Annotated in this window: 20 protein-coding genes; 11 read left to right on the top strand and 9 right to left on the bottom strand. The window is 71.5% G+C overall.

Going from position 1 to position 25,642, the window contains the following annotated elements; genetic code table 11:
- Window positions 1–84: 84 nt before the first annotated feature.
- Window positions 85–1,965 (bottom strand): arginine decarboxylase, encoded by a 1,881-nt coding sequence (gene speA, locus AAIL17_RS15445; RefSeq protein ID WP_424683746.1) that lies wholly within the window; start codon window positions 1,963–1,965, stop codon window positions 85–87.
- Between the two features lie 260 nt (window positions 1,966–2,225).
- Between speA and speE the strand changes: the two genes are divergently transcribed.
- Window positions 2,226–3,077, top strand: a complete 852-nt coding sequence (gene speE / locus AAIL17_RS15440) for a polyamine aminopropyltransferase (protein WP_424683745.1) — start codon at window positions 2,226–2,228, stop codon at window positions 3,075–3,077.
- A 38-nt stretch (window positions 3,078–3,115) separates the two neighbouring features.
- Here speE and AAIL17_RS15435 read toward each other — a convergent pair whose 3' ends face one another.
- Window positions 3,116–3,316, bottom strand: a complete 201-nt coding sequence (locus AAIL17_RS15435) for an antitermination protein NusB (protein ID WP_424683744.1) — start codon at window positions 3,314–3,316, stop codon at window positions 3,116–3,118.
- Window positions 3,317–3,483: 167 nt separating this feature from the next.
- Here AAIL17_RS15435 and AAIL17_RS15430 point away from each other — a divergent pair, with 167 nt between their 5' ends.
- From AAIL17_RS15430 to AAIL17_RS15410, 5 genes are all read left to right on the top strand, one after another.
- Window positions 3,484–4,521, top strand: a complete 1,038-nt coding sequence (locus AAIL17_RS15430) for a hypothetical protein (RefSeq protein WP_424683743.1) — start codon at window positions 3,484–3,486, stop codon at window positions 4,519–4,521.
- A 102-nt stretch (window positions 4,522–4,623) separates the two neighbouring features.
- On the top strand, window positions 4,624–5,253 hold the full coding sequence (locus AAIL17_RS15425; protein WP_424683742.1) for a P-loop NTPase: 630 nt from the start codon (window positions 4,624–4,626) through the stop codon (window positions 5,251–5,253).
- 14 nt (window positions 5,254–5,267) lie between these two features.
- The gene (locus AAIL17_RS15420) at window positions 5,268–5,741 is read left to right on the top strand and encodes a SixA phosphatase family protein (protein WP_424683741.1); all 474 of its coding nucleotides are present in this window, start codon (window positions 5,268–5,270) and stop codon (window positions 5,739–5,741) included.
- Window positions 5,741–6,295 carry a YceI family protein gene (locus AAIL17_RS15415; RefSeq protein WP_424683740.1) on the top strand — a complete coding sequence of 185 codons (555 nt, stop codon included), beginning with the start codon at window positions 5,741–5,743 and terminating at the stop codon, window positions 6,293–6,295. The genes AAIL17_RS15420 and AAIL17_RS15415 overlap by 1 nt, the downstream gene beginning before the upstream one ends.
- Before the next feature lie 96 nt (window positions 6,296–6,391).
- A complete protein-coding gene (locus AAIL17_RS15410) occupies window positions 6,392–8,281 on the top strand; it encodes a phospholipase D-like domain-containing protein (protein ID WP_424683739.1) in 1,890 nt (629 codons plus the stop codon).
- A gap of 15 nt (window positions 8,282–8,296) precedes the next feature.
- On the opposite strand, the gene AAIL17_RS15405 is transcribed toward AAIL17_RS15410, so the two are convergent.
- Window positions 8,297–8,806, bottom strand: coding sequence for an energy transducer TonB family protein (locus AAIL17_RS15405; protein ID WP_424683738.1), 510 nt, complete (start codon window positions 8,804–8,806; stop codon window positions 8,297–8,299).
- 13 nt (window positions 8,807–8,819) lie between these two features.
- The gene (locus AAIL17_RS15400) at window positions 8,820–10,103 is read right to left on the bottom strand and encodes an acetyl-CoA C-acetyltransferase (protein ID WP_424683737.1); all 1,284 of its coding nucleotides are present in this window, start codon (window positions 10,101–10,103) and stop codon (window positions 8,820–8,822) included.
- 132 nt (window positions 10,104–10,235) lie between these two features.
- On the opposite strand from AAIL17_RS15400, the gene AAIL17_RS15395 reads away from it, so the two are divergent.
- On the top strand, window positions 10,236–11,357 hold the full coding sequence (locus AAIL17_RS15395) for a hypothetical protein (protein ID WP_424683736.1): 1,122 nt from the start codon (window positions 10,236–10,238) through the stop codon (window positions 11,355–11,357).
- Window positions 11,358–11,538: 181 nt separating this feature from the next.
- Window positions 11,539–14,034 carry a sensor domain-containing protein gene (locus tag AAIL17_RS15390; RefSeq protein WP_424683735.1) on the top strand — a complete coding sequence of 832 codons (2,496 nt, stop codon included), beginning with the start codon at window positions 11,539–11,541 and terminating at the stop codon, window positions 14,032–14,034.
- A gap of 10 nt (window positions 14,035–14,044) precedes the next feature.
- Here AAIL17_RS15390 and AAIL17_RS15385 read toward each other — a convergent pair whose 3' ends face one another.
- The 3 genes from AAIL17_RS15385 to AAIL17_RS15375 form a co-directional block, all read right to left on the bottom strand.
- On the bottom strand, window positions 14,045–14,509 hold the full coding sequence (locus tag AAIL17_RS15385; protein ID WP_424683734.1) for an N-acetyltransferase family protein: 465 nt from the start codon (window positions 14,507–14,509) through the stop codon (window positions 14,045–14,047).
- 282 nt (window positions 14,510–14,791) lie between these two features.
- Window positions 14,792–16,195 carry a nitrogen regulation protein NR(I) gene (gene ntrC, locus AAIL17_RS15380; RefSeq protein ID WP_424683763.1) on the bottom strand — a complete coding sequence of 468 codons (1,404 nt, stop codon included), beginning with the start codon at window positions 16,193–16,195 and terminating at the stop codon, window positions 14,792–14,794.
- A gap of 67 nt (window positions 16,196–16,262) precedes the next feature.
- Window positions 16,263–17,252 carry a two-component system sensor histidine kinase NtrB gene (locus AAIL17_RS15375; RefSeq protein ID WP_424683733.1) on the bottom strand — a complete coding sequence of 330 codons (990 nt, stop codon included), beginning with the start codon at window positions 17,250–17,252 and terminating at the stop codon, window positions 16,263–16,265.
- Between the two features lie 129 nt (window positions 17,253–17,381).
- On the opposite strand from AAIL17_RS15375, the gene AAIL17_RS15370 reads away from it, so the two are divergent.
- Entirely contained in the window at window positions 17,382–18,893 is a 1,512-nt protein-coding gene (locus AAIL17_RS15370) for a DUF2235 domain-containing protein (protein WP_424683732.1), read from the top strand.
- Window positions 18,894–18,899: 6 nt separating this feature from the next.
- Here the strand turns inward: AAIL17_RS15370 and AAIL17_RS15365 are convergent, their stop codons facing one another.
- Window positions 18,900–21,098 carry a sugar-binding protein gene (locus tag AAIL17_RS15365; protein WP_424683731.1) on the bottom strand — a complete coding sequence of 733 codons (2,199 nt, stop codon included), beginning with the start codon at window positions 21,096–21,098 and terminating at the stop codon, window positions 18,900–18,902.
- Between the two features lie 137 nt (window positions 21,099–21,235).
- On the opposite strand from AAIL17_RS15365, the gene AAIL17_RS15360 reads away from it, so the two are divergent.
- Window positions 21,236–22,273, top strand: a complete 1,038-nt coding sequence (locus AAIL17_RS15360; protein ID WP_424683730.1) for a sensor histidine kinase — start codon at window positions 21,236–21,238, stop codon at window positions 22,271–22,273.
- Window positions 22,270–23,043 carry a LytR/AlgR family response regulator transcription factor gene (locus AAIL17_RS15355; protein WP_424683729.1) on the top strand — a complete coding sequence of 258 codons (774 nt, stop codon included), beginning with the start codon at window positions 22,270–22,272 and terminating at the stop codon, window positions 23,041–23,043. Before AAIL17_RS15360 ends, AAIL17_RS15355 begins: the two co-directional genes overlap by 4 nt.
- Before the next feature lie 99 nt (window positions 23,044–23,142).
- Here AAIL17_RS15355 and AAIL17_RS15350 read toward each other — a convergent pair whose 3' ends face one another.
- Complete coding sequence (locus AAIL17_RS15350; RefSeq protein WP_424683728.1) at window positions 23,143–25,536, bottom strand: GH92 family glycosyl hydrolase; 2,394 nt, start codon at window positions 25,534–25,536, stop codon at window positions 23,143–23,145.
- Between the last annotated feature and the right edge of the window lie 106 nt (window positions 25,537–25,642).

Here is a 25,642-nt window from a genome sequence, read left to right as displayed (position 1 = left end):
GAGCCGGGGATTGTAGGCCGTGCCGCGGCTGGCGCCAGCGGCCCTTTCCGCAGGAGCGCCCGGGTGCTCCCGCGGGTGGGTGTGCTAGTCGGCCAGGTAGGTGTACGCCGTAAGGCCGGCGTCGAGGTCGCGGTACAGCGCCTCGGCCGGCTCGCCACCGACTCCCGCCGCCGCGATGCGCTCGCGGTAGCTGCGCCGCAGCGCGTCCAGGTCGTAGCCGACGTAGTCGAGCATCACGTCGGTGGTGTCGCCGCGGCGCACGTGGTCGAACACGTAGCCCTCGCCGTCGGCGCGCACGTTCACCGCGTCGGTGTCGCCGAACAGGTTGTGGATGTCGCCCAGCGTTTCCTGGTACGCGCCGACCATGAACAGGCCCAGGCAATACTCCTCGCCGTCCCTGAGCCGATGCAGCGGCAGGCTCACGTCCACGCCTTCGGCGTCCACGTAGTGGTCGATGCGGCCGTCCGAATCGCAGGTGAGGTCGACGATCACGCCGCGCCGCGTGGGCGCCTCGTCCAGCCGCGCGATCGGCACGATCGGAAAGATCTGGTCGATCGCCCAGATGTCCGGCACCGACTCGAACACCGAGAAATTGAGGAAGTACTTGTCGACCAGCTTCTCGTCCAGCTCGTCGAGCAAGGTGCGGTGCGCACGGTCGGCCGGCGAGAGGCGCGTGCGCACCGCGTTGGCGACCAGGTAGAACATCTCGTCCAGCCGCGCGCGGTCGGCCAGGCTCAACTGGCCGAGTGCAAACAGCGACTGGCCCTCGGCCAGGTGGTGCTGGGCCTCGTGGTAGAGCTCCAGCGGCGGGCGCTCGCCCAGCGCGGCGTGCACCTCGCGCAGGTGGCGCAGGACCGCCGGCTCCTCCGCCCGCGGCCGCGACAGCGCGCCGGCGGGTACTTCCTCGACCTCGGTGACGCTGGAGACCAGCACGGCGTGGTGCGCGGTCATCGCGCGGCCGGCCTCGGTGAGGATGTGTGGCGCGGCCAGGCCCTCCGCCGCCACCGCCTCGGCCAGCGACTGCACGATGGTCAGCGCGTACTGCTCCATCGAGTAATTGATCGAGTTGTGGCTGCGCGAGCGCGAGCCCTCGTAGTCGACACCCAGGCCGCCGCCGACGTCGACGATCTCGAGCGGCACGCCCAGGCGCGAAAGCTCGACGAAATAGCGCGTGGCCTCGCGCATGCCGTTGGCGATGTCGCGCACGTTGGAGATCTGCGAGCCCATGTGGAAATGCTGCAGCTTGAGCGTGTGCTTCAGGCCCGCCTGGTCCAGCGTCGCCACCAGCTCTAGCACCTGCGCCGGCGACAGGCCGAACTTGCCCTTGTCGCCGCCGGTGTTCTGCCACTTGCCGGCGCCGATCGAGGCCAGCCGCACGCGCACGCCGAGCAGCGGCTCGACGTCCAGCGCCTTCGCCTCGGCGATCACGTGCTCGAGCTCGGACAGCTTCTCGATGACGATGAACACGCGCAGGCCGAGCTTGCGCCCGATCAGCGCCAGGCGGATGTATTCGCGGTCCTTGTAGCCGTTGCAGATCACGACCGAGCCGGGCCGCGCGAGCGCCAGCACCGCCATCAGCTCCGGCTTGGAGCCGGCCTCCAGGCCGAAGCCCTCGCTGCCGGCGGCGACCAGTTCCTGCACCACGCCGCGCTGCTGGTTGACCTTGATCGGGAAGATCGCGGTGTAGCCGCCGGCGTAGCCGGTTTCGCCGATCGCTCGGGCGAACGCGCCCTGCATGCGCCCGAGGCGGTCGGCCAGGACGTCGGGAAAGCGCACCAGCAGCGGCAGGCGCAGCCCCTGCGCCTTCGCCTGGTCGACGATCTGCGGCAGCGACAGCGACGGCCCCTGCGCGCCGCGCGGGCGCATCACGATGCCGCCGCGGGCATCGATGTCGACGTAGCCGTCGCTCCAGTACGGCACGGCGTAGAGCAGGCGGGCGTCGTCGACGGACCAGGACGTGGACATGGCAAGGGTCTCCTTCAAGGCAAACGGATCCATGCACGTCGCAGCGGCGAGCCTTGACGCCAAGCTCGAATGAGCGAAGGCCCGCCGGCCGGAAGCCTCGCACGCCGCGGGGCCGGATGGGCTCATGGGCGGCCGGTGGCCTGTCCCGGGGCGCATTGTAGCGGCGCGCGGCGGCAACAGGGGGTCAACGCGCACATTGCCTGCGCACGGTTGCCGCTACAATGCCGGCCTTTTCACGTCTCCCCATGCAGGACAGCACCATGTCGCAACTCAGCTGGTTCACCGAGGCCCACCAGACCTCCGGCTCCTCCATCGGCTTCCGGGTGGAGAAGCTGCTGCATGCCGAGAAGACACCGTTCCAGACCATCGAGATCTACCAGACCACCGACTGGGGCAACCTGATGGTGATCGACGGCTGCGTGATGCTGACCAGCCGCGACAACTTCCTCTACCACGAGATGATGACCCACCCGGCGCTGTTCACCCATGCGCGCGCCAAGCGCGTGGTGATCATCGGCGGCGGCGACTGCGGCACGCTGCGCGAGGTGCTCAAGCACGAGGAAGTCGAGCACGCGGTGCAGGTGGAGATCGACGAGCGCGTGACGCGCCTGGCCGAGCAGTACTTCCCGGAACTGTGCGAGTCCAACGGCGACCCGCGCGCCGAGCTTCTGTTCATCGACGGCATCAAGTACATGGCCGAGGCCGAGCCCGACTCGCTCGACCTGATCATCGTCGACTCGACCGACCCGGTCGGCCCGGCCGAAGGCCTCTTCAACGCGGCCTTCTACGCCAGCTGCCACAAGGCGCTGCGCCACGGCGGCATCCTGGTGCAGCAGAGCGAGTCGCCGCTGGCGCACATCGAGCTGATCAAGTCGATGCGCTCGGCGATGCGCACGTCCGGCTTCGGCGCGGTCAAGACGCTCTCCTTCCCGCAGCCGTGCTACCCGACCGGCTGGTGGAGCTGCACCATGGCGCGCAAGGGCGCGGACCTGTCCGGCTTCCGCGAGCGCGGGGCGATCAGCAAGAACTTCCCGACCCGCTACTACAACGCCGACACGCACCGCGCCGCCCTGGCGCAGCCGGAGTTCATGCGCGAAGCGCTGGGCGAGTAGCGATCCATGGGGCGGGCTTGAGCCCACCCTACGACGGCTCAGAACAGCTTCTGCCGTACCTTCGGCAGCAACACCACGATCAGCGTGGCGATCGGCCCGAGCACCAGCGACAGCAGGAACCACAGCAGGCCGCTGCGGTTCTTGCCCTGGGCCAGGCCCGCATTGATCAGCGCCAGCGTGCCCCAACCGGCAAACCACGGCGCGGCCTGGGCATCGGCCAAACTGGAAAACTGGATCACGGCATGTCTCCGGGTCGTTCGCGGGTGCGCGCCAGGCGCGCATCGGGGAAGCGGCCATGCTAACCATCACCACCCTGCCAGCGCGCGTGGCGCCGGCCGCCGGATCAGGCTGGCTTAATCCATGCCCGCTATGCTGCCCGCTTCGATTCGCCCCCAAGGAGAACGCGATGCCGGGACTGCGTCAACTCGCCCTTGCACTGATCTGCGCGCTGGGCGTCTGCGCTGCGCCCCCATCGGCGTGGGCAAAGAAGGCCAAGCCGTCCGCACAGCAGGCGCGCACCGAGGCGCTGGTCGGCTTCCAGCGCGACCTGGTCAGCGTGCTCGCGCCGCGCGCCGATGCGCTGCCGCTGCTGGGCGCCGCGCTGCTGGCCCGGCCGCTGCCCAAACAGCCGAAGGCGAACGACTTCCACAGCCTGATCGAACGCGCGGTCGCCGCGCCCGACCATGGCCCGGCCCAACGCTGGGTGCAGCTGGCCGACTGCGACGCCAAGGCCGATGCCTGCCCCAACCCTGCGGCGCTCGCCGCGCTGGTCGACGAAGCGCCGGACAACGCCGCCGTGTGGCTGCTCCAGCTCGGCCGCGACGTGCACGGGAACAGGCACGACGACGCCCGCGCCGATCTGGCGCACGCGGCCCAGGCCAAGCTGTACGACGACTACACCGGTACCAGCCTGCAGGCGCTCGCCAACAGCGTGAGCGTGCTGCCGCCGCCGGAGGCGACGCTCGACCCGCGGATGGGCGCCGGCGCCGCCGGGGTGCAGGCGATGATCGTGTTCGGCATCGCCGCGGCGCAGCCGCAACCGGGCCTGCGCGCGGCTGCGCAACTGTGCGAGGCGGCCGGCGACGACCAGGCACTGGCCGCCGATTGCCGCCAGCTCGGCAAGACCCTCGAGTGGGGCTCCAGCCCGCTGGCCCGCTCGCTGGGCCTGCACCTGCGCGAGGCGCTCGCCAGCGGCGATGACGAGCGCGAGCAGGCCCGCCGCGAGCGCCGCGACCTGGTCTGGCAGTTGCAGCAGTTCACCCGGCTGGCCGCGCGTGCGCAGGCCGACAAGGCCCAGGCCCAGCATCTGCTGTCGCTCGCCCGCCGCGGCGGCACCGAGATGAGCCTGATGCTCGCCGCCCTGCGCGACGCCGGCGTGCCGACCTCGGCACCGGCCGACTGGGAGCCGCACAAGGCGGAGAACGCCGAGCCCACGGACTCGTAGGCGGCTTCCGTCCCATCCGTGCGGTGGGTCAAGGACCCGTACTCGCGGTTCCCCTGCCCACCAGCTACGCTTGCCCCACCTTTGGCGAACAGGGGCGGTCCGATGCTGACAGTGCTGGTGGCATGCAGCAAAGGCGGGTGCGGCAAGAGCACGCTGGTCACCCAGCTGGCGTCGCACTGGGCGCAGGAAGGCAAGCGCACGGCGATCGTCGACACCGACCGCCAGGGCTCCAGCTACCGCTGGGCGATGCTGCGGCCGGAGGGCACGCCGGGCGTGCTGGGGCTGGAAGGCCGGCGCGGCCTGCACAGGCTGCCGCCCGATACCGAGCGGACGCTGATCGACACGCCCGCAGGCAGCGGCGAGCGCGAACTCGAACCCCTGCTCGAACAGGCCAACGCGGTGCTGGTGCCGGTGCTACCCTCCTCGTTCGACCTGCACGCCACACTCGGCTTCCTCGAACAGCTCGCGCTGGTGCCGCGGATCAAGCGCGGCAAACTGCCGGTGGCGCTGGTCGGCAACCGCCTCAAGCCCTGGACCCACGCCAGCCAGGACGCGCTGGCTCAACTGGCCGACGGCTCGCCCTTCCCGGTGGTCGCGCAGCTGCGCGACAGCCAGGCCTACGTGCTGCTCACCGCGCTGGGCAAGGGCATCTTCGACTACCACTCCGAACAGGTGCGCAGCCAGCAGCAGGACTGGCTGCCGCTGCTGCGCTGGCTCAAGCGCCAGCATTGATTGCGAGGAAGGCCATGCAGGAACTGATCTTGTTGCGACACGCCGAGGCCCTGGCCGCGGCATCCGGCGACGACGACCGCAGCCGCGCGCTGAGTCCCCGTGGCGAACAGGAGGCGCTGGCCGCCGGTCGCTGGCTGGCCTCCCACGGCGCCCGCCCGGACCGCGTGCTGTGCTCGCCCGCCGCGCGTGCCCGCCGCACCGCCGACCTGGCGATGCGCGCGCTGACGCCCGACGCGCCGATCGGCCTGGCCGAGGAGGTCTACGAAGCGACGCCGGGCGAACTGCTGGCCCTGCTCGACCAGCACGCGGACGCCCGTTGCGTGCTGCTGGTGGGACACAACCCGGGCATCGAGCGGCTGGTCGCGCTGCTGGTGGAAGGCCGCTCGGACGAATTCCGCGGCATGCCGCCGGCCGGCCTGGCGGTACTGCACCTCCAGGATGCGCTGGAACCGGGCAACGCGCGGCTGGATGCCTTCTGGTCGCCCTGATGCGCATCGCGGCGACGGTCGCGCTGCTGGGCCTGGCGCTCGCCGCCCACGCGGCACCGGTGCGCGTGTGGCACATCGAAAGCGCGCCGTCGCACGTCGACTTCGGCATCCGGCTGCTGTGGCTGCACACGATCCGCGGCCGCTTCGAGCAGATCGCCGGCACGGTCGTGCCGCGCGCCGACGATCGGGTGGTGGTGGATGCCCGCGTCGCCGTGGACAGCCTGGCGATGGATTCGCAGCGCCTGCGCCGCTGGGTCCTGGACGAGGAATTCTTCGATGCCGCACACCATCCGACCCTGCACTTCGTGTCCGTGCCGGTGGCGCGCGGTGCACTCGACGAAGGCGGCACGCTGGAGGGTGAGCTCACCTTGCGCGGCATCACGCGTCCGGTGCGCTTCGAGCTGCTGCCCGCGCGCTGCACCGCCGACGCCTGCATGATCGAGGCGCATGGCGAGCTGCGCCGCAGCGAGTTCGGCATGACCGGCCGTCGCGCGGTGCTGTCCGACCACGTGGAGCTGGCGCTGTCCATCGCGATCGCCCGCGCGCCGGATTGAACCACCACGGCTGATTCACGCCGACTGGATCGTGCCGACTGAATCGCGCGGCCGGCGTGGCTCGACGCCGAGGCGCCGCCCCGTATCATGCGTGGCATGCCTTTTCGCCGCTTCGCCCTGTTCGCCCTGCTCGCCGCCACCGCGCTGCTGGACGGCTGCACGCTGTCGCGCGTGCAGATCCGCCGCGCCGACGCGGTGGTCGGCGCCACTACACCGTCGGCCGCCTCCTGCGACCGCGCCGACCATTGCGCGCGGCCCTCGCCGCTGCTCGATGCGGGCCGGCAGGCGTTGGCGGCATCGACGCCGTCCCACCCCCGCCACGTCGTGGCGCTGCTGGACGACAGCGAACCGGCACTGGTGGCGCGACTCGACCTGATCCGCGCGGCGCAGCGCACGATCGACGTGCAGACCTACATCTGGGACCAGGACGACGTCGGCCAGCTGGTGCTCGACGAGCTGGTGAAGGCCGCGCGGCGCGGCGTGCAGGTGCGCATCCTGGCCGACCAGTTGTTCTCCTTCGGCGACGTGGCGGTACTCGACCGCCTCGCCCGCGCCAGTCCCAACCTGGAGGTGCGGCTGTACAACCCGACCTTCCACGAGGCGAGCACCTCGCCGCTGGAATGGGCCGCCGGCATCGCCTGCTGCTTCTTCCGCTTCAACCAGCGCATGCACAACAAGGTGCTGGTGGTCGATGGCGCGGTCGGCATCACCGGCGGGCGCAACTACCAGGACCGCTACTTCGACTGGGACGACGATTTCGACTACGTCGACCGCGACGTGCTGGTCGGCGGACCGGCCGCGCAGGCGATGGCCAAAAGCTTCGCGCAGTTCTGGCGGCACAAGCGCTCGGTGCCGTTGACCCACCTGCGCGACGTCAATGCCTACATCCTGGCCCACCCGGCGGCGCCCGGCTGGCCGGCGCCGAAGTACGACCACCCCCAACGCGTGTTCCGCGTCGAGCAGGAAGCCGACGATGCCGCCTGGCTGCGCGCCCATGTGCTCGCCGACAGCCTCGAAACCGGTGCGGTGGAGTTCTTCAGCGACCTGCCGGGCAAGACCGACCAGCCGCGCAAGCGGCAGGCACGCCAGTTCACCGCGCACGTCATGCAGATGGTCGGCGCGGCGCGCCACGAAGTGGTGCTGCAGACGCCCTACCTGGTCCTGAGCCGGCGCGCGCGCCGGATGTTCGAGCGGCTGCACCAGCAAACCCCGCCGCCGCGCATCGTGGTGTCGACCAATTCGCTGGCCTCCACCGACGCCTTCGCCGTGTACGCGGTGTCCTACAAGCACCGCAAGCGCTATCTCAAGAACTACGGCTTCGAGATCTACGAGCTGAAGCCGCACGCCGCCGACGCGGCTGCGGCGAACGCGCGTGCCAGCCTGGAATGGGTCGGCGACGGCGAGCACGCCAGCGGCGACGCAGCGGGCGATGCCTCGCGGCGCTACGTCGCCACCGAAAGCCGCGGCCTGCTCGGCAGCCACGGCAGCAGCCAGCGGCCGGCGCCGCTGGTCAGCGAGGGCCGGCGCTTCGCGCTGCACGCCAAGTCGATCGTGGTGGACGACCGCTTCGCGATGGTCGGCTCGCACAACTTCGACCCGCGCTCGGACCACTACAACACCGAGGCCGGCGTGATCGTCTACGACCAGCGCTTCGCCGGACAGTTGCGCCAGGCGATCCTGCGCGACACGCAGCCGCAGAACGCCTGGGTGATCGCGCCGCGGCGGCCGGTGATACCGGTGCTGACCAAGCTCAACCAGGCCATCGGCGATATCTCCGAAAGCCTGCCGCTGTTCGACTTCTGGCCCTACCGCTATGCCACCAGCTACCAGCTCAAGGCAGGCTGCACACCGATGCGGCCGAGCGACCCGGATTTCTACAGCTGCTACGAACCGGTGGGGGACTTCCCCGACGTGGCGCTGTCGCCGAAGCTGATCTACACGCGGCTGATCACGGCGTTCGGATCGAGCGCCAGCGGCATCCTGTAGCGCCGGCGCTCAGGTTCAAGGCGGCGTGGAAGGCGCGCGGCTGTCGAAGCGCATCGGCAGTTCGCCCTGCACGCCGGGGGCGCCGGCCGGCACCGCAAAGCGCCAGCGTTCGACGGTGGCGACGGCGTGCGCGTCGAGCACCGGGTCACCGCTGGACTGCGTGACGCGTGCGCTGGTGACTTGGCCGCTGCCGTCGGTGGCGACGTCGAGTACCACGCGGCCGTCCAGATGGCCACGCAGTTGCGCCCAGGAGGACGGACCCGGCGGCGTGTCGAGCGGCACCAGCGCCGGGGGCGCCATCGGCGCGGCGCGCGCCACGGTTTCCGGTTGTGCGCCGATCACGCGTGGCGGGGCATGCGGGCGGCGGTGCGGCGGCCCGCGATGCGCCCGCGCGGCAACCTGCGCCGCCGGCCGCGGTGGCGGGCCGATCCAGTCGTCGGTGAAGCCGCTCAGCCAGTCGGTGCCCCAGATGCCGATGAGCAAGGCCAGCAGGCTCAGGGCCGTGGTGACGCGCAGGCGCGGCATGGCTCGGTGCGGCTCAGCGCTCCAGGATCGCCACCACGCCCATGCCACCGGCGGTGCAGATCGAGATCAGGCCGCGGCCGCTGCCCTTCTGCACCAGTTCCTTGGCCAGCGTGGCGACCAGCCGCGCGCCGGTGGCGGCGAACGGATGGCCGACGGCGAGGCTGGAACCGTGCATGTTGAGCTTGGCCGGGTCGATGCTGCCCAGCGGCGCATCCAGGCCGAGCCGGTTGCGGCAGTAGTCGGCGCTCTCCCACGCACGCAAGGTGCACAGCACCTGCGCCGCGAAGGCCTCGTGGATCTCGTAGAAATCGAAGTCCTGCAGGGTGAGCCCGTTGCGCGCAAGCAGCCGTGCGACGGCCACGGTCGGCGCCATCAGCAGGCCCTCGCCGTGCACGAAGTCGACCCCGGCCACCTCGGCATCGCGCACCCAGGCCTGCACCGGCAAGCCGCGCTGCGCCGCCCAGTCCTCACCGGCGAGCAGCACCGCGGCGGCGCCGTCGGACAGCGCGGTGGAGTTGCCGGCGGTCAGCGTGCCGTGGCCGGAGGTGCGGTCGAACGCGGGCTTGAGCGTGGCCAGCTTCTCCATGCTGGTGTCGGGCCGCAGGATGTTGTCGCGCTTGACGCCGCGGAAGGGCACGACGAGATCGTCCAGGAAGCCCGCCTCGTAGGCCGCGGCCAATTTCTTGTGGCTTTCCAGCGCGAGGCGGTCCTGCGACTCGCGGTCGATGTGCCACTCGCGCGCCATCTTCTCGCAGTGATCGCCCATAGACATGCCGGTGCGCGGCTCGGCCACGCCGGGGAAGGAAGGCTTGAGTTCGGACAGCGAGAAGCCGCGCGTGGCGGCGGCCAGCTTGTCCTGCCAGCCCTTGGCGCGGTTGATCGCCAGGAGCCGCTTGCGCAGGCGCTCGCCGTAGACGATCGGCACGTCGCTGGTGGTATCGGAGCCCGCGGCGATGCCCGCCTCGATCTGCCCCACCGCGATCTTGTTGGCGACGATGATGGCGTTGTCCAGCGAGGTGCCGCAGGCGCGCGCGGTGGTGATGCCGGGCGTGGTCGGCGCCAGGCCGGAGCTCAGCAGCGCCTCGCGCGCGAGGTTCCAGTCCGACGAATGCTTGATCACCGCGCCCAGCGCGACTTCGCCCAGTTCCACGCCGTGCAGGCCGTAGCGTTCCACCAGCGCGCCGAGCACCTTGACCGACATGCCGAAGTTGCCGACGTCGGCGTAGGCGGTGTTGTTGCGGCAGAAGGGGATGCGCACACCGCCGATCACACCGACGCGCTTCGTGGTTTTTTCCATGTCCCGGGCGGTCCTGAAGGCCTTGAGCCTCCAAGGCTAACCCGCAGGCCCATGCGTAGGAAGCCCAAAAGCGTGAACGGGGGAGGCGCGACCTATAATTGCCGATCCCCCTCGCCGTTCGGATGTCCGCTGATGGATGCGCAACCGCTGACCGCCCTGCCCGCGGTGCTCGCGCTGGAACTCTCGCCCGGCCAGGCGCCCGCGGCCACCCTCAGCCGCGACGAGGCCGAGGCGCTCGCCGCGCTCATCGCCGACGACCTGCATGCGCTGCTGCCGCGCATCGGCGAGGCACGGCTGGCGCTGGCCGGCGCGCTGTTCGATCCGGTCGAGCTGCTGCGCCCGGGCTTCCCGGCGTGGACCACGCTGGACGAGCTGGCCCGCCGCGTGCCGCGCGGCCGCCTGGAGAACGTGGTCGCCTTCGGCAGCCACGAGGGCCACATGCCGGCGCAGACGCTGGAGCCCGAGCCGGAACACGCCGGCGGCGCGCTGCGCCTGCTGCCGCTGTCGGTGCTCGCTCCCGAGGCGCTGGCCGAGGACCTGGCCCAGCAGATGGAAGTGCAGCTGGTCGGCCGCGGCGAAGCCGGCGCGCGCACCGCCGACTGGCTGATGCGCACGCTCGGCGTGCAACTGGAACACGCCCGCTACCTGAGCCGCAATGACCTGCTTGCGCTGACCTGCGTGCAGTACGAGCACGTCAACCTGGCGCCGCTGTGGAGCCTGCTGGAAGCGGCGCTGCTCACGCCCTACCAGCCGGAAACCACGCTCAGCGCGCGCGGCCTGCCGCTGCGCTATGCCGACGGCGCGGTGCACGCCGGCTCGCCGGCGGCCTGGCTGTCCGCCCAGCCGGGCGAAGCCGCCGAGCGCGCGCACGCCTTCGCCGGGCTGGTATTCGAGCTGCGCCAGTACGCCGCGCTGCTCGCCGCGCACCGCCTGCCGCTCCGGCTCGACCAGGGCGAGGCCGCCGATGGCTGGCTGCTCGAGAACCTGGCCGCGCCGGATCCGGACCTGGCGCCGCCCACCCTGGTCGCGCACGAGGCGGCCGGCCTGGGCACGGTGGCGGTGACCGCCGCGCAGGCCGGCGCCGACGGCCGGCCGCGGCTGCTCGCGCATGGCTATCCGCTGACACCGCAGGCGCTGGGATCGCTGGTGGCGGTGCTCGCCGCGCGCTACGGCATCGAGCAGGCGCTGTACGCGCAGGGCCGCGTCGTCATCGATGCGGCCGGCCTCGCCGCACCCGTCGCGGTACGCCATTGAGCCGGATCCGGGCGGATCGGCGGCCCCTGGAACCGCTCTCCCGGGTGGGCTGAAGCCTGCCCCATGAGGCGTGCCATCCCCTTCTGGCGTCCGCCCGGCGGCAGGCGCATGATGGAAGACAGAGCAGGGGTGTGCGCACAGGGGGAGTGCCATGAACCGACCCCTTTCCCCGGATGGATCCTTGTCCGATCCGTCCGACGACGCCGGCCAGTCCACACGGAACTGGCCCGAGCACGTACTGCGTGGCGTACCCGCCCTGGTCGCCTACCTCGATCCCGACCTCTGCGTGCGCTTCGCCAACCAGCCGCCGCGGCGCTGGCTCGGCCTGCCGCCGGAAGGCCTGGCCGGACGCCCGGTCGACGAACTGCTGGACGAGGCCAGCGCGCCGCGGGTGATCGAGGCGCTGCAGGCGGCGCTCGGCGGAAGGCCGAGCACGGTCGAGGGCGTGCTGTTCGCCGGCCGCGCGCACCGCTACATGCACGCCAGCTTCCAGCCGGACGCCGATGCGCAGGGCCGCGTGCAGGGCGTGTTCGCGGTGTTCATCGACATCACCGAGCGGCACGCGCTGGAGCTGAAGCTGCGTGAAAGCGAGCAGCGCTTCTTCGGCGCCTTCCAGCATGCCGCCATCGGCATGGCGCTGGTGCGCCCGGACGGCCGCTTCCTGCGCGTGAACGAGGCGGTGTGCCGCATGCTCGGCTACAGCGAGGAAGAGTTCCTCACCCTGAGCATCGCCGACATCACCCACCCGGACGACTACGCGGCCGACGCGGCGCAGGTGGAGAAGATGCTGGCCGGCGGCATGGACGCCTACCAGATGGAGAAGCGCAACCTGCACAAGGACGGCCACGTCGTGCATTTCCAGCTCAGCGTCTCGCTGGTGCGCGACGAGCACGGCAAGCCGCTGTACTTCGTCTCGCAGGTGGAGGACATTAGCCAGCGCAAGCAATACGAGGAAGCGCTGTTCCGCGAACGCGAGCTGGCCGAGGTGACGCTCAACTCGATCGGTGACGCGGTGATCGCCGCCGACCTGGAACTGCGCGTCACCTCGCTCAATCCGATCGCCGAGGGCCTCACCGGCTGGAGCGCCGCCGAGGCGCGCGGCCGGCCGATGGACGAGGTGTTCCGGCTGCGCGACGCGCGCACCGGCGCGCCGTTGGAGAACCCACTGTGCGCGGCGATCGAGCGCAACGCCATCGTCGACCTGGAAGGCAAGGCGGTGCTGCTCCACCGCAACGGCTTCGAGACGCCGATCGAGGATTCCTCCGCGCCGATCCACGACCATGCCGGCCATGCCATCGGCGGCGTGCTGGTGTTCCGCGACGTCAGCGAGACGCGCGCGCTGGCGCTGAAGATGATCCACCTCACCCAGCTCGACACCCTCACCGGGCTGCCCAACCGCAGCCAGATGCAGGGCCAGATCGAGCAGGTGGTCGCCACCGCGCGCCGGCGCCAGCAGCGCTGTGCACTGCTGCACATCGACATCGACCACTTCAAGCGGATCAACGAGCAGCACGGGCCGGCCAACGGCGACCGCGTATTGCGCGCGTTCGCCGCACAGCTGCGCCAGGCGCTGCACGACGACGACCTGCTGTGCCGCCACCACGGCGACGAGTTCGTGGTGGTGCTGCCGCAGGTCGACGCGCCCGCCCAGGCCGCCAGCGTCGCGCAGCGTTTGATCGCCTGCGGCGAGCGCACCGCGGTGGCGGGATTGCCGGAACTGGCGCTGCACCTGTCGGTCGGCATCAGCCTGTGCCCCGACGATGCGGCCGACGCCGACACGCTGCTGCGCAACGCCGACAGCGCGATGTACGAAGTCAAGGTCGGCGGCCGCCACAGCTACCGCTTCTTCACCGCCTCGATGAACGAGCGCGCGGCCGCGCGCCGCCGCATCGAGGCGGAACTGCGCCTGGCGATGGCGCGCGAGCAGCTCTCGCTGCACTACCAGCCGAAGGTCAACGCGGTGGACGGCCGCATCGTCGGTGCCGAGGCGCTGCTGCGCTGGTATGGCCCCGACGGCAGCGAGCGCTACGCGCCGGAGCAGTTCGTCGCGGTGGCCGAGGACGTCGGCCTGATCGTGCCTGTCGGCGCCTGGGTGCTGCGCGAGGCCTGCCGCCAGGCCGACGTGTGGCACCGGCAGGAGATGGGTGTGCCGATCGCGGTCAACGTCTCGCCGCTGCAGTTCCAGCACGCCAGCTTCCTGGCCGAGCTGGAATCGGTGCTGGCCGACTGCGCGCTCGACCCGTCGCTGCTGGAGCTGGAGCTGACCGAACGCACCGTGATGGCCGGTGGCGACGCCACCATCGCCCTGCTGCAACGGATCAAGCGCTGCGGCGTGCGGCTGTCGCTGGACGACTTCGGCACCGGCTATTGCAGCCTCTCGTACCTGAAGCACTTCCCGGTCGACGCGCTGAAGATCGACCGCGCCTTCGTACGCGACGTGGAGACCGACGCGGACACCGCGGCGATCACCCAGGCGATCATCGCGATGGCACGCAGCCTGGGCAAGACGGTGGTCGCCGAGGGCGTGGAGAACGAGGCGCAGGCGGAATACCTGCGCGCGGCCGGCTGCGAGCAACTGCAGGGTTTCCTGTTCGGTGCACCGATGAGCGCGACGGCTTTCGGCAAGCTGCTCGCCGAACAGCACCTGCTGCGCTGGGCCTCGCAGCGCGGCGCGTAGCCGGGCCCGGTCACGCGCGCGGCAGCGCTTCCTCGTACATCAGGTAATGGCATGGCGCCATGCCCAGCTCGGCGTAGGTGCGCTGGGCACGGTGGTTTTCCGTCTCCACGTACAGCCGCAGGCCGACCGCGCCGGTGCCGCGCGCCCGCTCGCGGGCGGCCGCGTACAAGGCGCGGAACACGCCGCCGCGACGCGCTTCGGGCACCACGTAGACGCTCTGGATCCACCAGAAATCGCCACAGCGCCAGTCGCTCCACTCGAAGGTGACCAGCAGGCTGCCGACCGCCACGCCCTCGCGCTCGGCGACCAGGTAGAAGCCGCGTCGCGGGTCGTCGAACACGCCTTCGACGCCGCGCGAGAGCACCGCGCGGTCGAGCGTCTTGGCTTCGGTCTCCTTCGCCATGGCGGCGTTCCAGTCGACCAGGTGCGGCACGTCGGCGCGGGTGGCGGGGCGGATGGTGAGCGGTTCGGGCATCGGGAGTTCTCCGGGCAAGGCCAGGGATTATCGCCGCAAGCAAGGCATCGAACCGGCTTCCCCGCGAGCCCGCCGCTCACCCTGCCCTCTTCCCAGAGGGGAGAGCGTTTCAACTTCGCGCGCCTGCAGGCCTCGCGCACCTGCAGATTGGCCATAGCCTGCTTCCTCTCCCCGGAGGCGAGGGGCCAAAGCTCGCGCATCTCTGCAAGCAGGCCTCAACCTGCTCCCTCTCCCCACCGGGAAGAGGGCTGGGGTGAGGGGCCACTCTTGCGACGAACCCACCTACCGGCCCCGCTTGCGCGACGCCCCCAGCTTGCGCGTCAACGTATTCCGCCCCACGCCCAACGCGGCCGCCGCATGCTGCCGATGCCCGCCGTGCGCGGCCAGCGCCACCTTCAGCAGCGTACGATCGAGCGCCTCGCGCGCCCGCGCGTGGATGTCCGCTTCGCCGCGCGAGAGCGCCTGGCTGGCCCAGTCGTGCAGCGCCGCCGTCCAGTCGCCGGGCGCGCCGTGCGACGACGCCGCACCCAGTTCCGCCGCCTGGATCTCCGCTCCCGGCGCGATCACCGCCAGCCGCCGGCACAGGTTCTCCAGCTCGCGCACGTTGCCGGGGAAGTCGCGCTGCTCCAGCGCCTTCAGCGCCGCGCGCGAGAAGCGCTTGTGCGGCAGCTTCAGCTCCTGCGCCGCAGCGGCGAGGAAATGCTTGGCCAGCAACGGGATGTCGGCACGGCGCGCGCGCAGCGGCGGCAACTCGATGCGCACCACGTCCAGCCGATGCTTGAGGTCCGCGCGGAACTGGCCTGCCGCCACGCGCGCATCGAGGTCCTGGTGGGTGGCGGCGACGATGCGCACGTTGCCGCGGATCAGCTCGCGTCCGCCGACGCGATAGAACTCGCCGCCGGCGAGCACGCGCAGCAGGCGCGTCTGCAAGGCCAGCGGCATGTCGCCGATCTCGTCCAGGAACAGCGTGCCGCCCTCGGCCTGCTCGAAGCGCCCGGCCACGCGCCGCGCTGCGCCGGTGAAAGCGCCGGCCTCGTGGCCGAACAGCTCGCTCTCCAGCAGCTCGCTGGGAATGGCCGCGGTGTTGAGCGCGACGAACGGCCGGCCGCGCCGTGCGCTTTCCTCGTGCAGTGCACGCGCCACCAGTTCCTTGCCGGTGCCGGTCTCGCCGGTGACCAGCACGTTGAGGTCGCTGGCCGCCACGCGCCCGATCAGCCGGAACACCTCGCGCATCGGCGCGCTTTCGCCGAGCAGCGCATGCGTGGGCGACAGGATCGTTGTCGGCGCCGCGGCCGGCTGCTCGGCCAGCGCGCGGCGCACGACGTCCACCGCATGGTCGAGGTCGAACGGCTTGGCCAGGTAGTCGACCGCGCCGGCACGATAGGCCGCGGCCGTGGTCGCCACGTCGGTGTACGCGCTCATCACGATGATCGGGCCGATGCCCTGCGCGTGGAGCTCGGCGAGCAAGGCCAGGCCGTCCTCGCCGGGCATGCGCACGTCGGTCAGCAGCAGCGCCGGACGCGCCTCGCGCAGCGCCGCGCGCACCGCCGCCGCGTCGCCGAACTCGCGCACGGCCAGGCCGACGTCGCGCAGCGCGGCGGCGAGCACGTAGCGGATGCTGCGGTCGTCGTCGACGATCCATACCTCGGGCGCCGCGGCGCGGACGTCCGGATGCCCGACGGGCATCGCCGCGCCCGCCTCGCGCGGCGGGCGCTTGCGGTTTCCTTTCGGCGCTTGCCGGTGTGCGGCCATGTCAGTGCTCCAGCGGCAACAGCAGGGTGAAGGTGGTGGCGCCGGGCGCGCCGGCGTAGCGCAGTTCGCCGCCGTGTTCGTGGGCGATCTCCCGCGCCAGCGCCAGGCCCAGGCCGGTGCCGTCGGCACGGCCGGATACCAGCGGTTCGAACAGGGTGTCGCGCAGCGCCGGCGGCACGCCGCTGCCGTCGTCGGTCACGTCCAGCCGCAGCGCCGTGCGCAGCAGTCGGTCGCCCACCCGCACGCCGTGCTCGGCGCGCGTGCGCAGGACCAGCGTGCGCGCGCCGGCTTCGCGCGCGTTGCGCGCCAGGTTGAGCAGCAACTGCTGCAGCCGGTCGGCATCGCCGCGCAGGTCGGGCAGGCTCGGGTCGTAGTCCTGGCGCACGCGCAGCGGCGCAGGCTCGGCCTCCAGCAGCGCGATCGCGCGCTCCAGCACCGCGTGGATGTTGAGCGGCTCGCGCGAGGGCGCGCCGCCCCGGCGCAGCAGGCGGTCGGCCAGCAACGCCAGCCGGTCGGCCTCGGCGATCACCATGCCTGCGAGCGTCTTGAGCTCCGCCTCCTCGACCCGCCGCTGCAGCAACTGTGCGGCGCCGCGCAGGCCGGCCAGCGGGTTCTTCACCTCGTGCGCGAAGCCGCGCAGGCTGGCCGAGACCGGCGAATCGGCTGCCGCCGCGTCGGCGAGCACGTGCATCTCCAGCAGCATCGTGCCAGTAGACAGCGGCTGCAGCGCGGCATCGACGCGCCGGCCGTCGGCCAGCGGCAGGCCGCGCCATTGCACCGCGTGCTGCCCGTCGCGCACGCGCGCGGCCTGGGCCTCGATCACCGGATCGCCGAGCAGCGCGGCCAGCGGCTGGCCCACCGCGCGCCGCGGTCCCAACGCCAATGCCTCGGCCAGCGCCGGATTGAGCCATGCCAGGCACAGCCGGGCATCGACCAGGCCGAGCCCGGTCGTCGCCTGTTCCGCCCACGTACGCCAGTCCGTCTCGCTCATTGCACCATCATGGGATTTGCGCCTTGTTGGTGCAACGGGCGCTGTGACGGGGACGGCGTCGACGCGCGACAGCGCGGCGTACGATCGACCCGGGGAATCCAGTGACCGGCCCGCGCGAGGAGCGCCGCCATGATCCAACTGATCGTCTGCTGCGACGGCACCTGGAACACCCTCGAACAAACCGACCAGGGCCTGCCCGCACCGACCAACGTGGCCAAGCTGTACAACGCCGTGGTCAAGGACGAGCAGCAGCTCGCCTACTACCACCCCGGCGTGGGCACCAACGGCGGCTGGCTCGACCGCGTGGTCGGCGGCGGCACCGGCGCGGGGCTGGAGCGCAACATCATGAGCGCCTACCAGTGGCTGGCCGCGAACTATCGCGACGGCGATCGCATCTTCCTGTTCGGCTTCAGCCGCGGCGCCTATACCGTGCGCAGCCTCGGCGGGCTGCTCGCGCACAGCGGATTGCTCGACCTGTCCGACGCGGCGCTGGCGCCGGCCGACGTGTGGTCGCGGGTGGAGGAGGTGTTCGAGTCCTACCGCTCCGGGCAACCGTTCGCCAACCCGAAGGGCTACGCCTTCCACGGCGTGGCATCGGGGCAACCCACCGCCGGCACCCTCATCGTGCACTTCTTGGGCGTGTGGGACACCGTCGGCGCGCTTGGCATTCCGCTGGAGCTGTCGGTGCTGCGCTTCATCGGTGACCCGCGCCGTTACCAGTTCCACGACACCAAGATCAGCCCGATGATCGCCAACGCGCGCCATGCGGTGGCGATGGACGAGCGGCGCGGCGATTTCATGCCGACCTTGTGGACCAACATCAAGCGCCCGGACCGGGTGCGGCAGGTGTGGTTTCCCGGCGTGCACGGCGACGTCGGTGGCGGTTACGCGCAGGCGGGGCTGTCCGACATCGCGCTCGGCTGGATGTTCGACGAGGCGGCACTGTGCGGCCTGCGCCTGCGCCCGAACACGCGTGCACAGCTGCGCCCCGATCCGCAGGGCGTGCAGCACGACTCGCGGCAGGGGCTGTTCAAGCTCGGCCGCAACCAGCCGCGCGGCGTGGCGCGGGTGGCCCAGGCCAGCGTCGAGGCCGGCCTGCTGCACCCGAGCGCGCTCGCGCGGCAGGCCGATCCGCCGCTGGCGCAGGGCGACTACTGGCCCACCCGCGTGCTCGCGCCGGGCGCGCAGGCGGCCATGGACGTGTTCGCCTCGCCGCACTGGAACGCCACCGGGCTGTACCTGGAAGCCGGCGTCGCCTACCGCTTCAGCGCCTCGGGCGAATGGCTGGACGCGGGCGCGAAGTTCTCCCCCGCCGGCGGCGAGGTCGACGGCCACCACGCCTCCGACATCGGCCGCCTCGCCGCCTCGGCGCTCGGCACGGCCGAGCACCTGTTCAACACCGTCACCCACAACGACAGCGATTTCTGGTTCACCCGCCGCCTAGAGTCGGCGCCGTGGTTCACGCTGGTCGGCTTCGTCGCCAACGGCGAGGGCGAGGCGCGCGGCGAGACCTTCGTCATCGGCGAAGGCTGCAGCTTCACCCCCGCCGCCAGCGGCTACCTGTACGCCTACGCCAACGACGCCTGGCAGGCGTACGCCAACAACCACGGCAGCGTGCTGATGACGGTCGCGCGCGCCTGATCGCGCCTAGCGGCGCCAGCTATAGCTGGCCTTGAAGTAGACCTCGCGCCCGCGACCGTAGGCGGCCGGGTCCTCGCCCCGGGCACGGCCGTAGCGCAGGCCCCAGTAGAGCTTGAGGTCGCGCGACACGTCCCAGTTGAACTGCAGGCTGGCGTTGTCGTGGCGCTCGCGCTGCGTTGCCGGCACGTCGCGCGCGCTCATGTAGCGCTGCCAACTGAGCAACGCGTACATGCGCGCGGTGAAATGCCAGGTGCCGAACCACTGCAGCGCGTGCTCGCTCAGGTGGCGCCGCTGCCCGGCCAGGCCGTCGAGGATGTCGCGGTCGTAGCGGGCCTCCAGTTCCAGCCGGTCGAGCGGGCGCGCGAGCACGCGCCAGCCGATCGTGCGGCCCGGCACCACCTCGCCGGTGGCGTAGTCGACGATGCGCCCTCGCTGCCCGGTGAAGGCGACCAGCGGCAGGCGCGGACCGGGGCTGGCGCTCAACTGCCAGGCCACGTAGTCGGTATGGCGCTCGTGCCCGCCGCCGTCGAGTACGCTCGCGCGCGAGTGCCAGGAGAGATCGGCGCTGAAGCTCTTGTAGCCGGAGAGCACCAGGCCGAGCGCCGGATCCGACTCGTGCCCGCGGTGGCCGCCGATGCCTTCCAGGCGGTCCATCGACGCGTACGGCTCGATGGTGTTGAGCCACCTGGCCGTCGAATAGAACGGCCGGTAGTACTCGCCGTGCAGCCGCTGGTAGCCCACCCGCGGCACGTAGCCCAGCCAGCTGCGGAAGCCCGGCCCGTAGCGCTCGTAGCGCAGCGACCACAGGTTGGCGGTGCTGTGGTCCCACTCCAGCAGCGTCGCCGCGCCGTGCAGCGACTGCCCGCGCCAGTCCGGCAGCAGGTCGGGCCGGCGCGGGTTGCGCGTGGCGGCGTCGAGCCATTGGCCGAGCACGCGGTCGCTGTCGCTGGACCAGCTCGCGTCGACGCCGCCCACGCGGTTGCGGCTGCCGTCGTCGTTGCGCTTGAGCGCCGCCAGCGCACCGACGTCGCCGTGGCCGAAGGTGTCGCGCAGGCGGCCGAAGCCGACATCCGAGTCGAAGTCCGGCAGGCCCAGCGACGAGCCGAGGAAGCCCGGCTCGACGATCGCCGGCCGGCCGCGGTCGCGGGCGACGAAGCCGGTGCCCTCCAGCCCCGCCGAGCGGTGCGTGTAGCGCAGGCCGTAGTCGGGCGCGGCGATGCTGCGGGTGTAGACGGCCGGGATCGCGGTGGCGACCAGGTCGGCGCCCTCGCGGAAGAACGGCCGCTTCTCCGGCAGGTCGAGCGCGAAGCGCTGGTTGGCGGTCAGCTGCGCCACGTCGGCCTCCACCTGCGAGAAGTCGGGGTTGACCGTCAGGTCCAGCGCGTCGCCGTCGCCGGGCAGCCACTTGGCGTCCAGGCTCGGTTCGACGTCCAGGCCGCGCCGGCGGCCGAAGCTGCCGTCGTCGCGGCGCTGCGTCAGGGTCAGGCCCGGCGTGGCGATGAGGTGTTCCGGGCGCGGCGACAGGTCGGCGAAGCCCACCGTGCCGGCGTAGCAGAGAAAGCAGTTCGAATCGTGCGGGAACGGCGCGCTGGCCATCTGCGTGTTCTGCTCGCGAGGCACGCCGCGGGTGACCACCACCGCCCAGCGCTGCGCCCCGCTGCGGGCGATGCGCAGGGTCGACAGCGGGATGCGCATTTCCGCCGACCAGCCGTGCGCGTCGATGTGCGAGGCCACGTCCCAGTCGTAGTCCGGATCCAGCGTCTCGGTTTCCTGCGCCTCGTCCTGGTAGCCATCGGTGCGCGTGCCGCGCGCGTTGACGCGGAACAGGTAGGAGCCGCGCCGCGAGCCCTGCGGGTCGAGGTAGATCTGCACGTAGTCGTGGGTGTAGTTGACCTGGTCGCGGCGCACGAACGGCTTGCGCAGGCGCGCGGGATTCTTCAGCCACAGGCGCAGGCCCACGTAGAGGTTGTCGTCGTCGTACAGCAGACGCACCTCGGTGCGTTCCGGCGCGCTGGCCAGGTAGCCCGGATAGGTCTCGTAGAAGCGGTCGATCGGCTGCGCGCGCGACCACGCGGCCTCGTCCAGCCGGCCGTCAAGCACGATCGGCGCCGCGGTGCGCACCGCCGCCACCGACTGCGCACGTTCGGCGGCCGCCGCCGGCCAGGCCAGCACCATCAGCCATCCGCAAAGCCAGCGCACGCGCATCCTCGTCTCCGTTCAAAAGTGGGAGACGCCCGAATCGCAGACCGCGGTGAGCCGGGTCAAAGCCTTTTCGCCCGGCGGTAGCGAACGCTCGCCGGGCGGTCTTGCCGGTGGCGGCAACGCGGCGCACTCTGGCCCGCATGCGCATCCATCGATCCCGCACCCTGCTGCTGGCCACCGTGCTGCTGTGGGCGGTGGCCTTCGCCGCGTGGACGGCCGACACCCTGCAGGTGCCCTTCTCGCTCGACCGCGCCTTGCGCCGGCTGCCGCTGTGCGCGGGCGGCGCGTTGCTGTGCCTGGCGCTGGGCCGGCTGATCGAGCGTGTCCGCGGGCACAGCCCTTGGCGCACCGGTGCATGGATCGCCGCCGGCATCGCACTGGCCAGCGTGCTCTATGCCCTGGCCAACGAGCTGGCGCTGTACGTGATACTCCCGCACTGGGGTCCGCCGGCGTGGCCGGACATTCCCAGCACGGCGCTAATGGTGCTTTGGGTCTTCATGGCCTGGGTGCTGCTCTACCTCGCGCTCGACGCCGACGCCCAGCGGCGCGACCGCGAGGTGCGCCTGGCGCAGGCCGATGCGGCGGCGCTGGACGCGCAGCACCGCCTGCTGCTGCAGCAGCTCAATCCGCACTTCCTGTTCAACGCGCTCAACACCGTCTATGCGCTGGTGCTGGAGGGCGACGGGGCCGGCGCGCGGCGCAGCCTGCTGGCGCTGTCGGATTTCCTGCGCGCCTCGCTCGAGCGCGACCCGCCCGCGCAGGTGACGCTGGCGCAGGAACTGGCCTCGGTGCGCCACTACCTGACCATCGAGCTGCAGCGCTTCAGCGGCCGGCTGCAGCTGGTCGAGGCGATCCCGCCGGGCATGCTCGAGCGCCGGCTACCGCCGATGGTGCTGCAGCCGCTGGTGGAGAACTGCATCAAGCACGGCCTCGCCGGCGCCGACGGCACGGTGACCATCCGCCTGTCCGCCGCCGCCGCGGACGAGGGCTGGGTGCTGCGCGTGGAAGACGACGGTCATGGCGCCACGGCGCCGCGCGAGGCGCGCGCGGGCGTCGGCCTGGGCAACATCGCGCGCCGCCTGCAGCTGCTCTACGGCGCGGCCGCGCGGCTGGAAGCGCACGCGCTCGCCGGCGGCGGCTTCGCCGCGCACGTCCACCTGCCGGGCATCTCCGCATGAGTCCGCCGCTGCGCGTGCTGGTGGTGGACGACGAGGCGCCCGCACGGCGCGCGCTCGCGCGCATGCTGCAGGAATGCCCCGGCGTCGATATCGCCGGCTTCGCCGGCAACGGCATGGAGGCGCTGGACACGCTCGCGCGCGAGCGCATCGACGTGGCGCTGCTGGACATCCAGATGCCGCAGCTGGCCGGCATCGAGCTGGTGGCGCGGCTCTCCCCGGCGGCGGCGCCGGCCGTGGTGTTCGTCACCGCCTGGCCGCAATACGCCGTACGCGCCTTCGAGATGCAGGTGGCCGACTACCTGCTCAAGCCGGTGCGGCCCGAGCGGCTGGCGCAGGCGCTGGAGCACGCCCGTGCACAGCTCGCCGCGCATGACGCCGCGCAACGCGTCGCCGCGCTGGAGGCTTCGCTGCGCACCCTGCGCGAGCGCGTTCCCGCCGGGGGCGAGGGCCAGGTCTGGGTCGAATGGGGCGCCGGCCGGCTGCGCCTTTCGCTGGACGACATCGAATGGTTCGCCGCCGACGGCGACTACGTGCAGGCGCACACCGCCGAGCGCGGCTACCTGATGCGCGACGCGCTCAACCGGCTGGAATCGACGCTGCCGGCGGCGCGCCTCGTGCGCGTGCACCGTTCCACCCTGGTCAACCTGGCGGCGGTCGCCCGCGTCGCCACCGCCGCCAACGGCCAGCTCCTGCTGACCACCCGCTCCGGCGCCACGCTCACGGTCGGACGCCGCGTGAGGGCGCGGGTGCGCGGCGCCCTGGGCGCTTGAGCCGGGATCCTCGAAAGGACCGCCGTTTGAAATCTCCCGTAGGAGGAATCACGAAGAGGCCGCCCTTTCGTCGTTTCCGCAAGGCGGCAGGAGCGCTGGCTATCGCGGGCCGCCTGCCGACATCGAAGGCGGCGCATCGGCCGGATCGGCACCCCAGGCCTTGTTCGGCGCCGGCCCCATGGTGAGCACCAGCGTGGCTCCGTCGGCGATGTCCGCCTGGCTGAACCAGGGCTTGGTCCATGGCTTGCCGTTCAGCGTGGCGGACTGGATGTATTTGTTCCGCTCCGAGTTGTTGCGCGCGACGATCTCAAGCACCTTGCCGTTGCCCATGCGCAGGCGGACCTTGTCGAAGATCGGGCTGCCCAGGATGTAGTCGGGCGTGGACGGATCGACCGGATAGAAGCCCATCGCACTCAGCACGTACCAGGACGAGGTCGAGCCCTGGTCGTCCATGCCGGGGAAGCCGAAGCCGCTGGCGTCGCTGCCGTACAACTCGTTCAGGATGCGCCGCACCAGCGCCTGCGTCTTCCACGGCTGGCCGCTCCAGGCGTACAGGTAGGCCGCCTGCTGGTCCGGTTGGTTGCCCTGCACGTACTGCCCGACCAGGCCGGTGCAGTCGCGGCAGATGCCCTTCGGGCGATACGGCGTGGCGAAGAACGCATCGAGCTTGGCGTTGAACGCGGCGCGTCCGCCGAGCAGGTCGATCAGGCCCTGCACGTCGTGCGGCACCAGCCACAGCGTGGACCAGCCGGAAGCCTCCTTCATCATGAAGTTGTAGTACGGCTCGCCGGGGTCGAACGGGGAGATCCACTGACCATCGGACGTCTTGCCACGCATGAAGCCGGTCGACGCGTCGAACACGTTGCGGTAGTTCGCGGCGCGGTGCAGGAACATCTGCGCGTCGTCCGCCTTGCCGAGCCGGCGCGCGAGGTCGGCCAGCGCATGGTCGTCCCAGGCATATTCGAGCGTGGTGGCGACGCCCGCCTTGCCGCCGGCGTAGGGCGGGCTGGGATTGCCGGGCGGCACGATGTCGGCGATCCAGCCGTTCTTCGCGTACTCGTCCAGGTAGGGGCGCGGGCCCTTGGGATCGGTCGCGTTCTTGCGCAGGTACTCGTACGCATCCGCGTAGTCGAACGGGATGCCGCGTCGCCACGCGCCGTCGTACATCAGCGCGGCATGGTCGCCGTGGAACGAGGTGTTCATGTAGCCGCGCTCGCGCGCCATGTCGAGCTCGGAGCGCATGATGTCCTGCACGACCTCGGGCTCGAGCAGCATCAGCAGCACGATCTGGTTGCGGCCGGTATCCCAGAACGGCACCGGTCCGTAGCGGTCGTGCTCGGCCACGCGAACCTTGCCGTCCGCGCCGGTGAAGCGCTCGCCCTTGCGCGCGACCAGCCGCGGGCTGGCGAAGGCGTGGTAGAGCGTCGAGTAGAACAGCATCCGCTGCTTCGCCGTGCCGCCGGTGACCTGGACACGGTCGAACAGCTTCGCCCAGGCCGCGCGCGCCTGCGCGTGCACGCGGTCGAAGTCGCCGTCCGGATCCTCCGCGCGCAGCCGCGCCTGCGCCTCGGCGATGCTGTGGCCGTGGGCGATCCGCACCAGCACCTGGTCGCCGGCCTTCGTGTCGAAAGTGACGTAGGCGCCGGCGTAACTGCCGGACACGCTGCGCCGGTCCTGTTGCACGTCCGCGTCGCCGATCCCGTAGCCCTCGTGGCTGCGGTCCGCGCGGAAGGTGCCGAAACCGGCGAACGGCCGGGAAAATTCGGCGACGAACCACGGTCCGTTCGCGTCGCGTTCCCGTCGCCCTGCGGTGGCCATCCCCTGGATGGTGCGGTCGCCGATGACCTGCACCTCGCCGCCGGGGCGGCGCAGGTTGACGACTACGTTCGAGCGGTGGCTCGCCGGGAAGGTGAAGCGCATCAGGCTGGTCTGTCGCGTCGCGGTGAGCTCGACGCGGGTGTGGAAGGTGGCCAGGTCGACCGCGTAGTAGCCGGGCGAGGCCTTCTCGCTCGCCTTGTCGTAGTACGACGGCGCGTAGTCGGGCGGCACCATCCAGTCGCCCACCACCGGCATGACCATCGGCCAGGCGCCACCGCCATAGCTCGAACCGCCACCGGTGAAACCGATCATCGTCGGTCTGGGGTAGTAGTAGGACATGCCGACGCCGGCCGGATAGCTGAGCTCGACGTTGAGGTTGACCGGCGTCGCCTCGGTCATGCCGTGCGGCAGGCTCGCGCCCGGCGAGGTCATGCCCGAATACAGCGGCTCGCCCGGTGGCGGTGCGTTGCCGATCAGCGCCTCGCGATCCAGTGGGGCGGTGCCGACGCGCGGGTCGGCCTCGTCGACGGCCTGCGTCGAGGGAGGCGGCGCATCGCTGCCGTGGGCATGGGCCGCGCCCAGGGAGCCGAGCGCGACGACCGACAGGGCGATCGCCAGAACGGCCGATCGGCTCGGCGGAGCGCGACGACGGTGGCGTGCGGCAGAGATGTCCATGCTGTTTTCCGCGAGCTGTGGCGTTCTGCGCCGTGCGGGTCCCGGCCCCGGCACGACGATCGAGGATGCAAGACGCCCGCGCGCGGACCCGGCATGTGCCGGGCCC

The sequence above is a fragment of the Frateuria sp. YIM B11624 genome (genome assembly GCF_049727805.1).
Classification (GTDB): domain Bacteria; phylum Pseudomonadota; class Gammaproteobacteria; order Xanthomonadales; family Rhodanobacteraceae; genus Frateuria_A.
The sequence above is the reverse complement of the archived record's forward strand: the minus strand, read 5'-3'. Positions and strand labels throughout refer to the sequence as shown.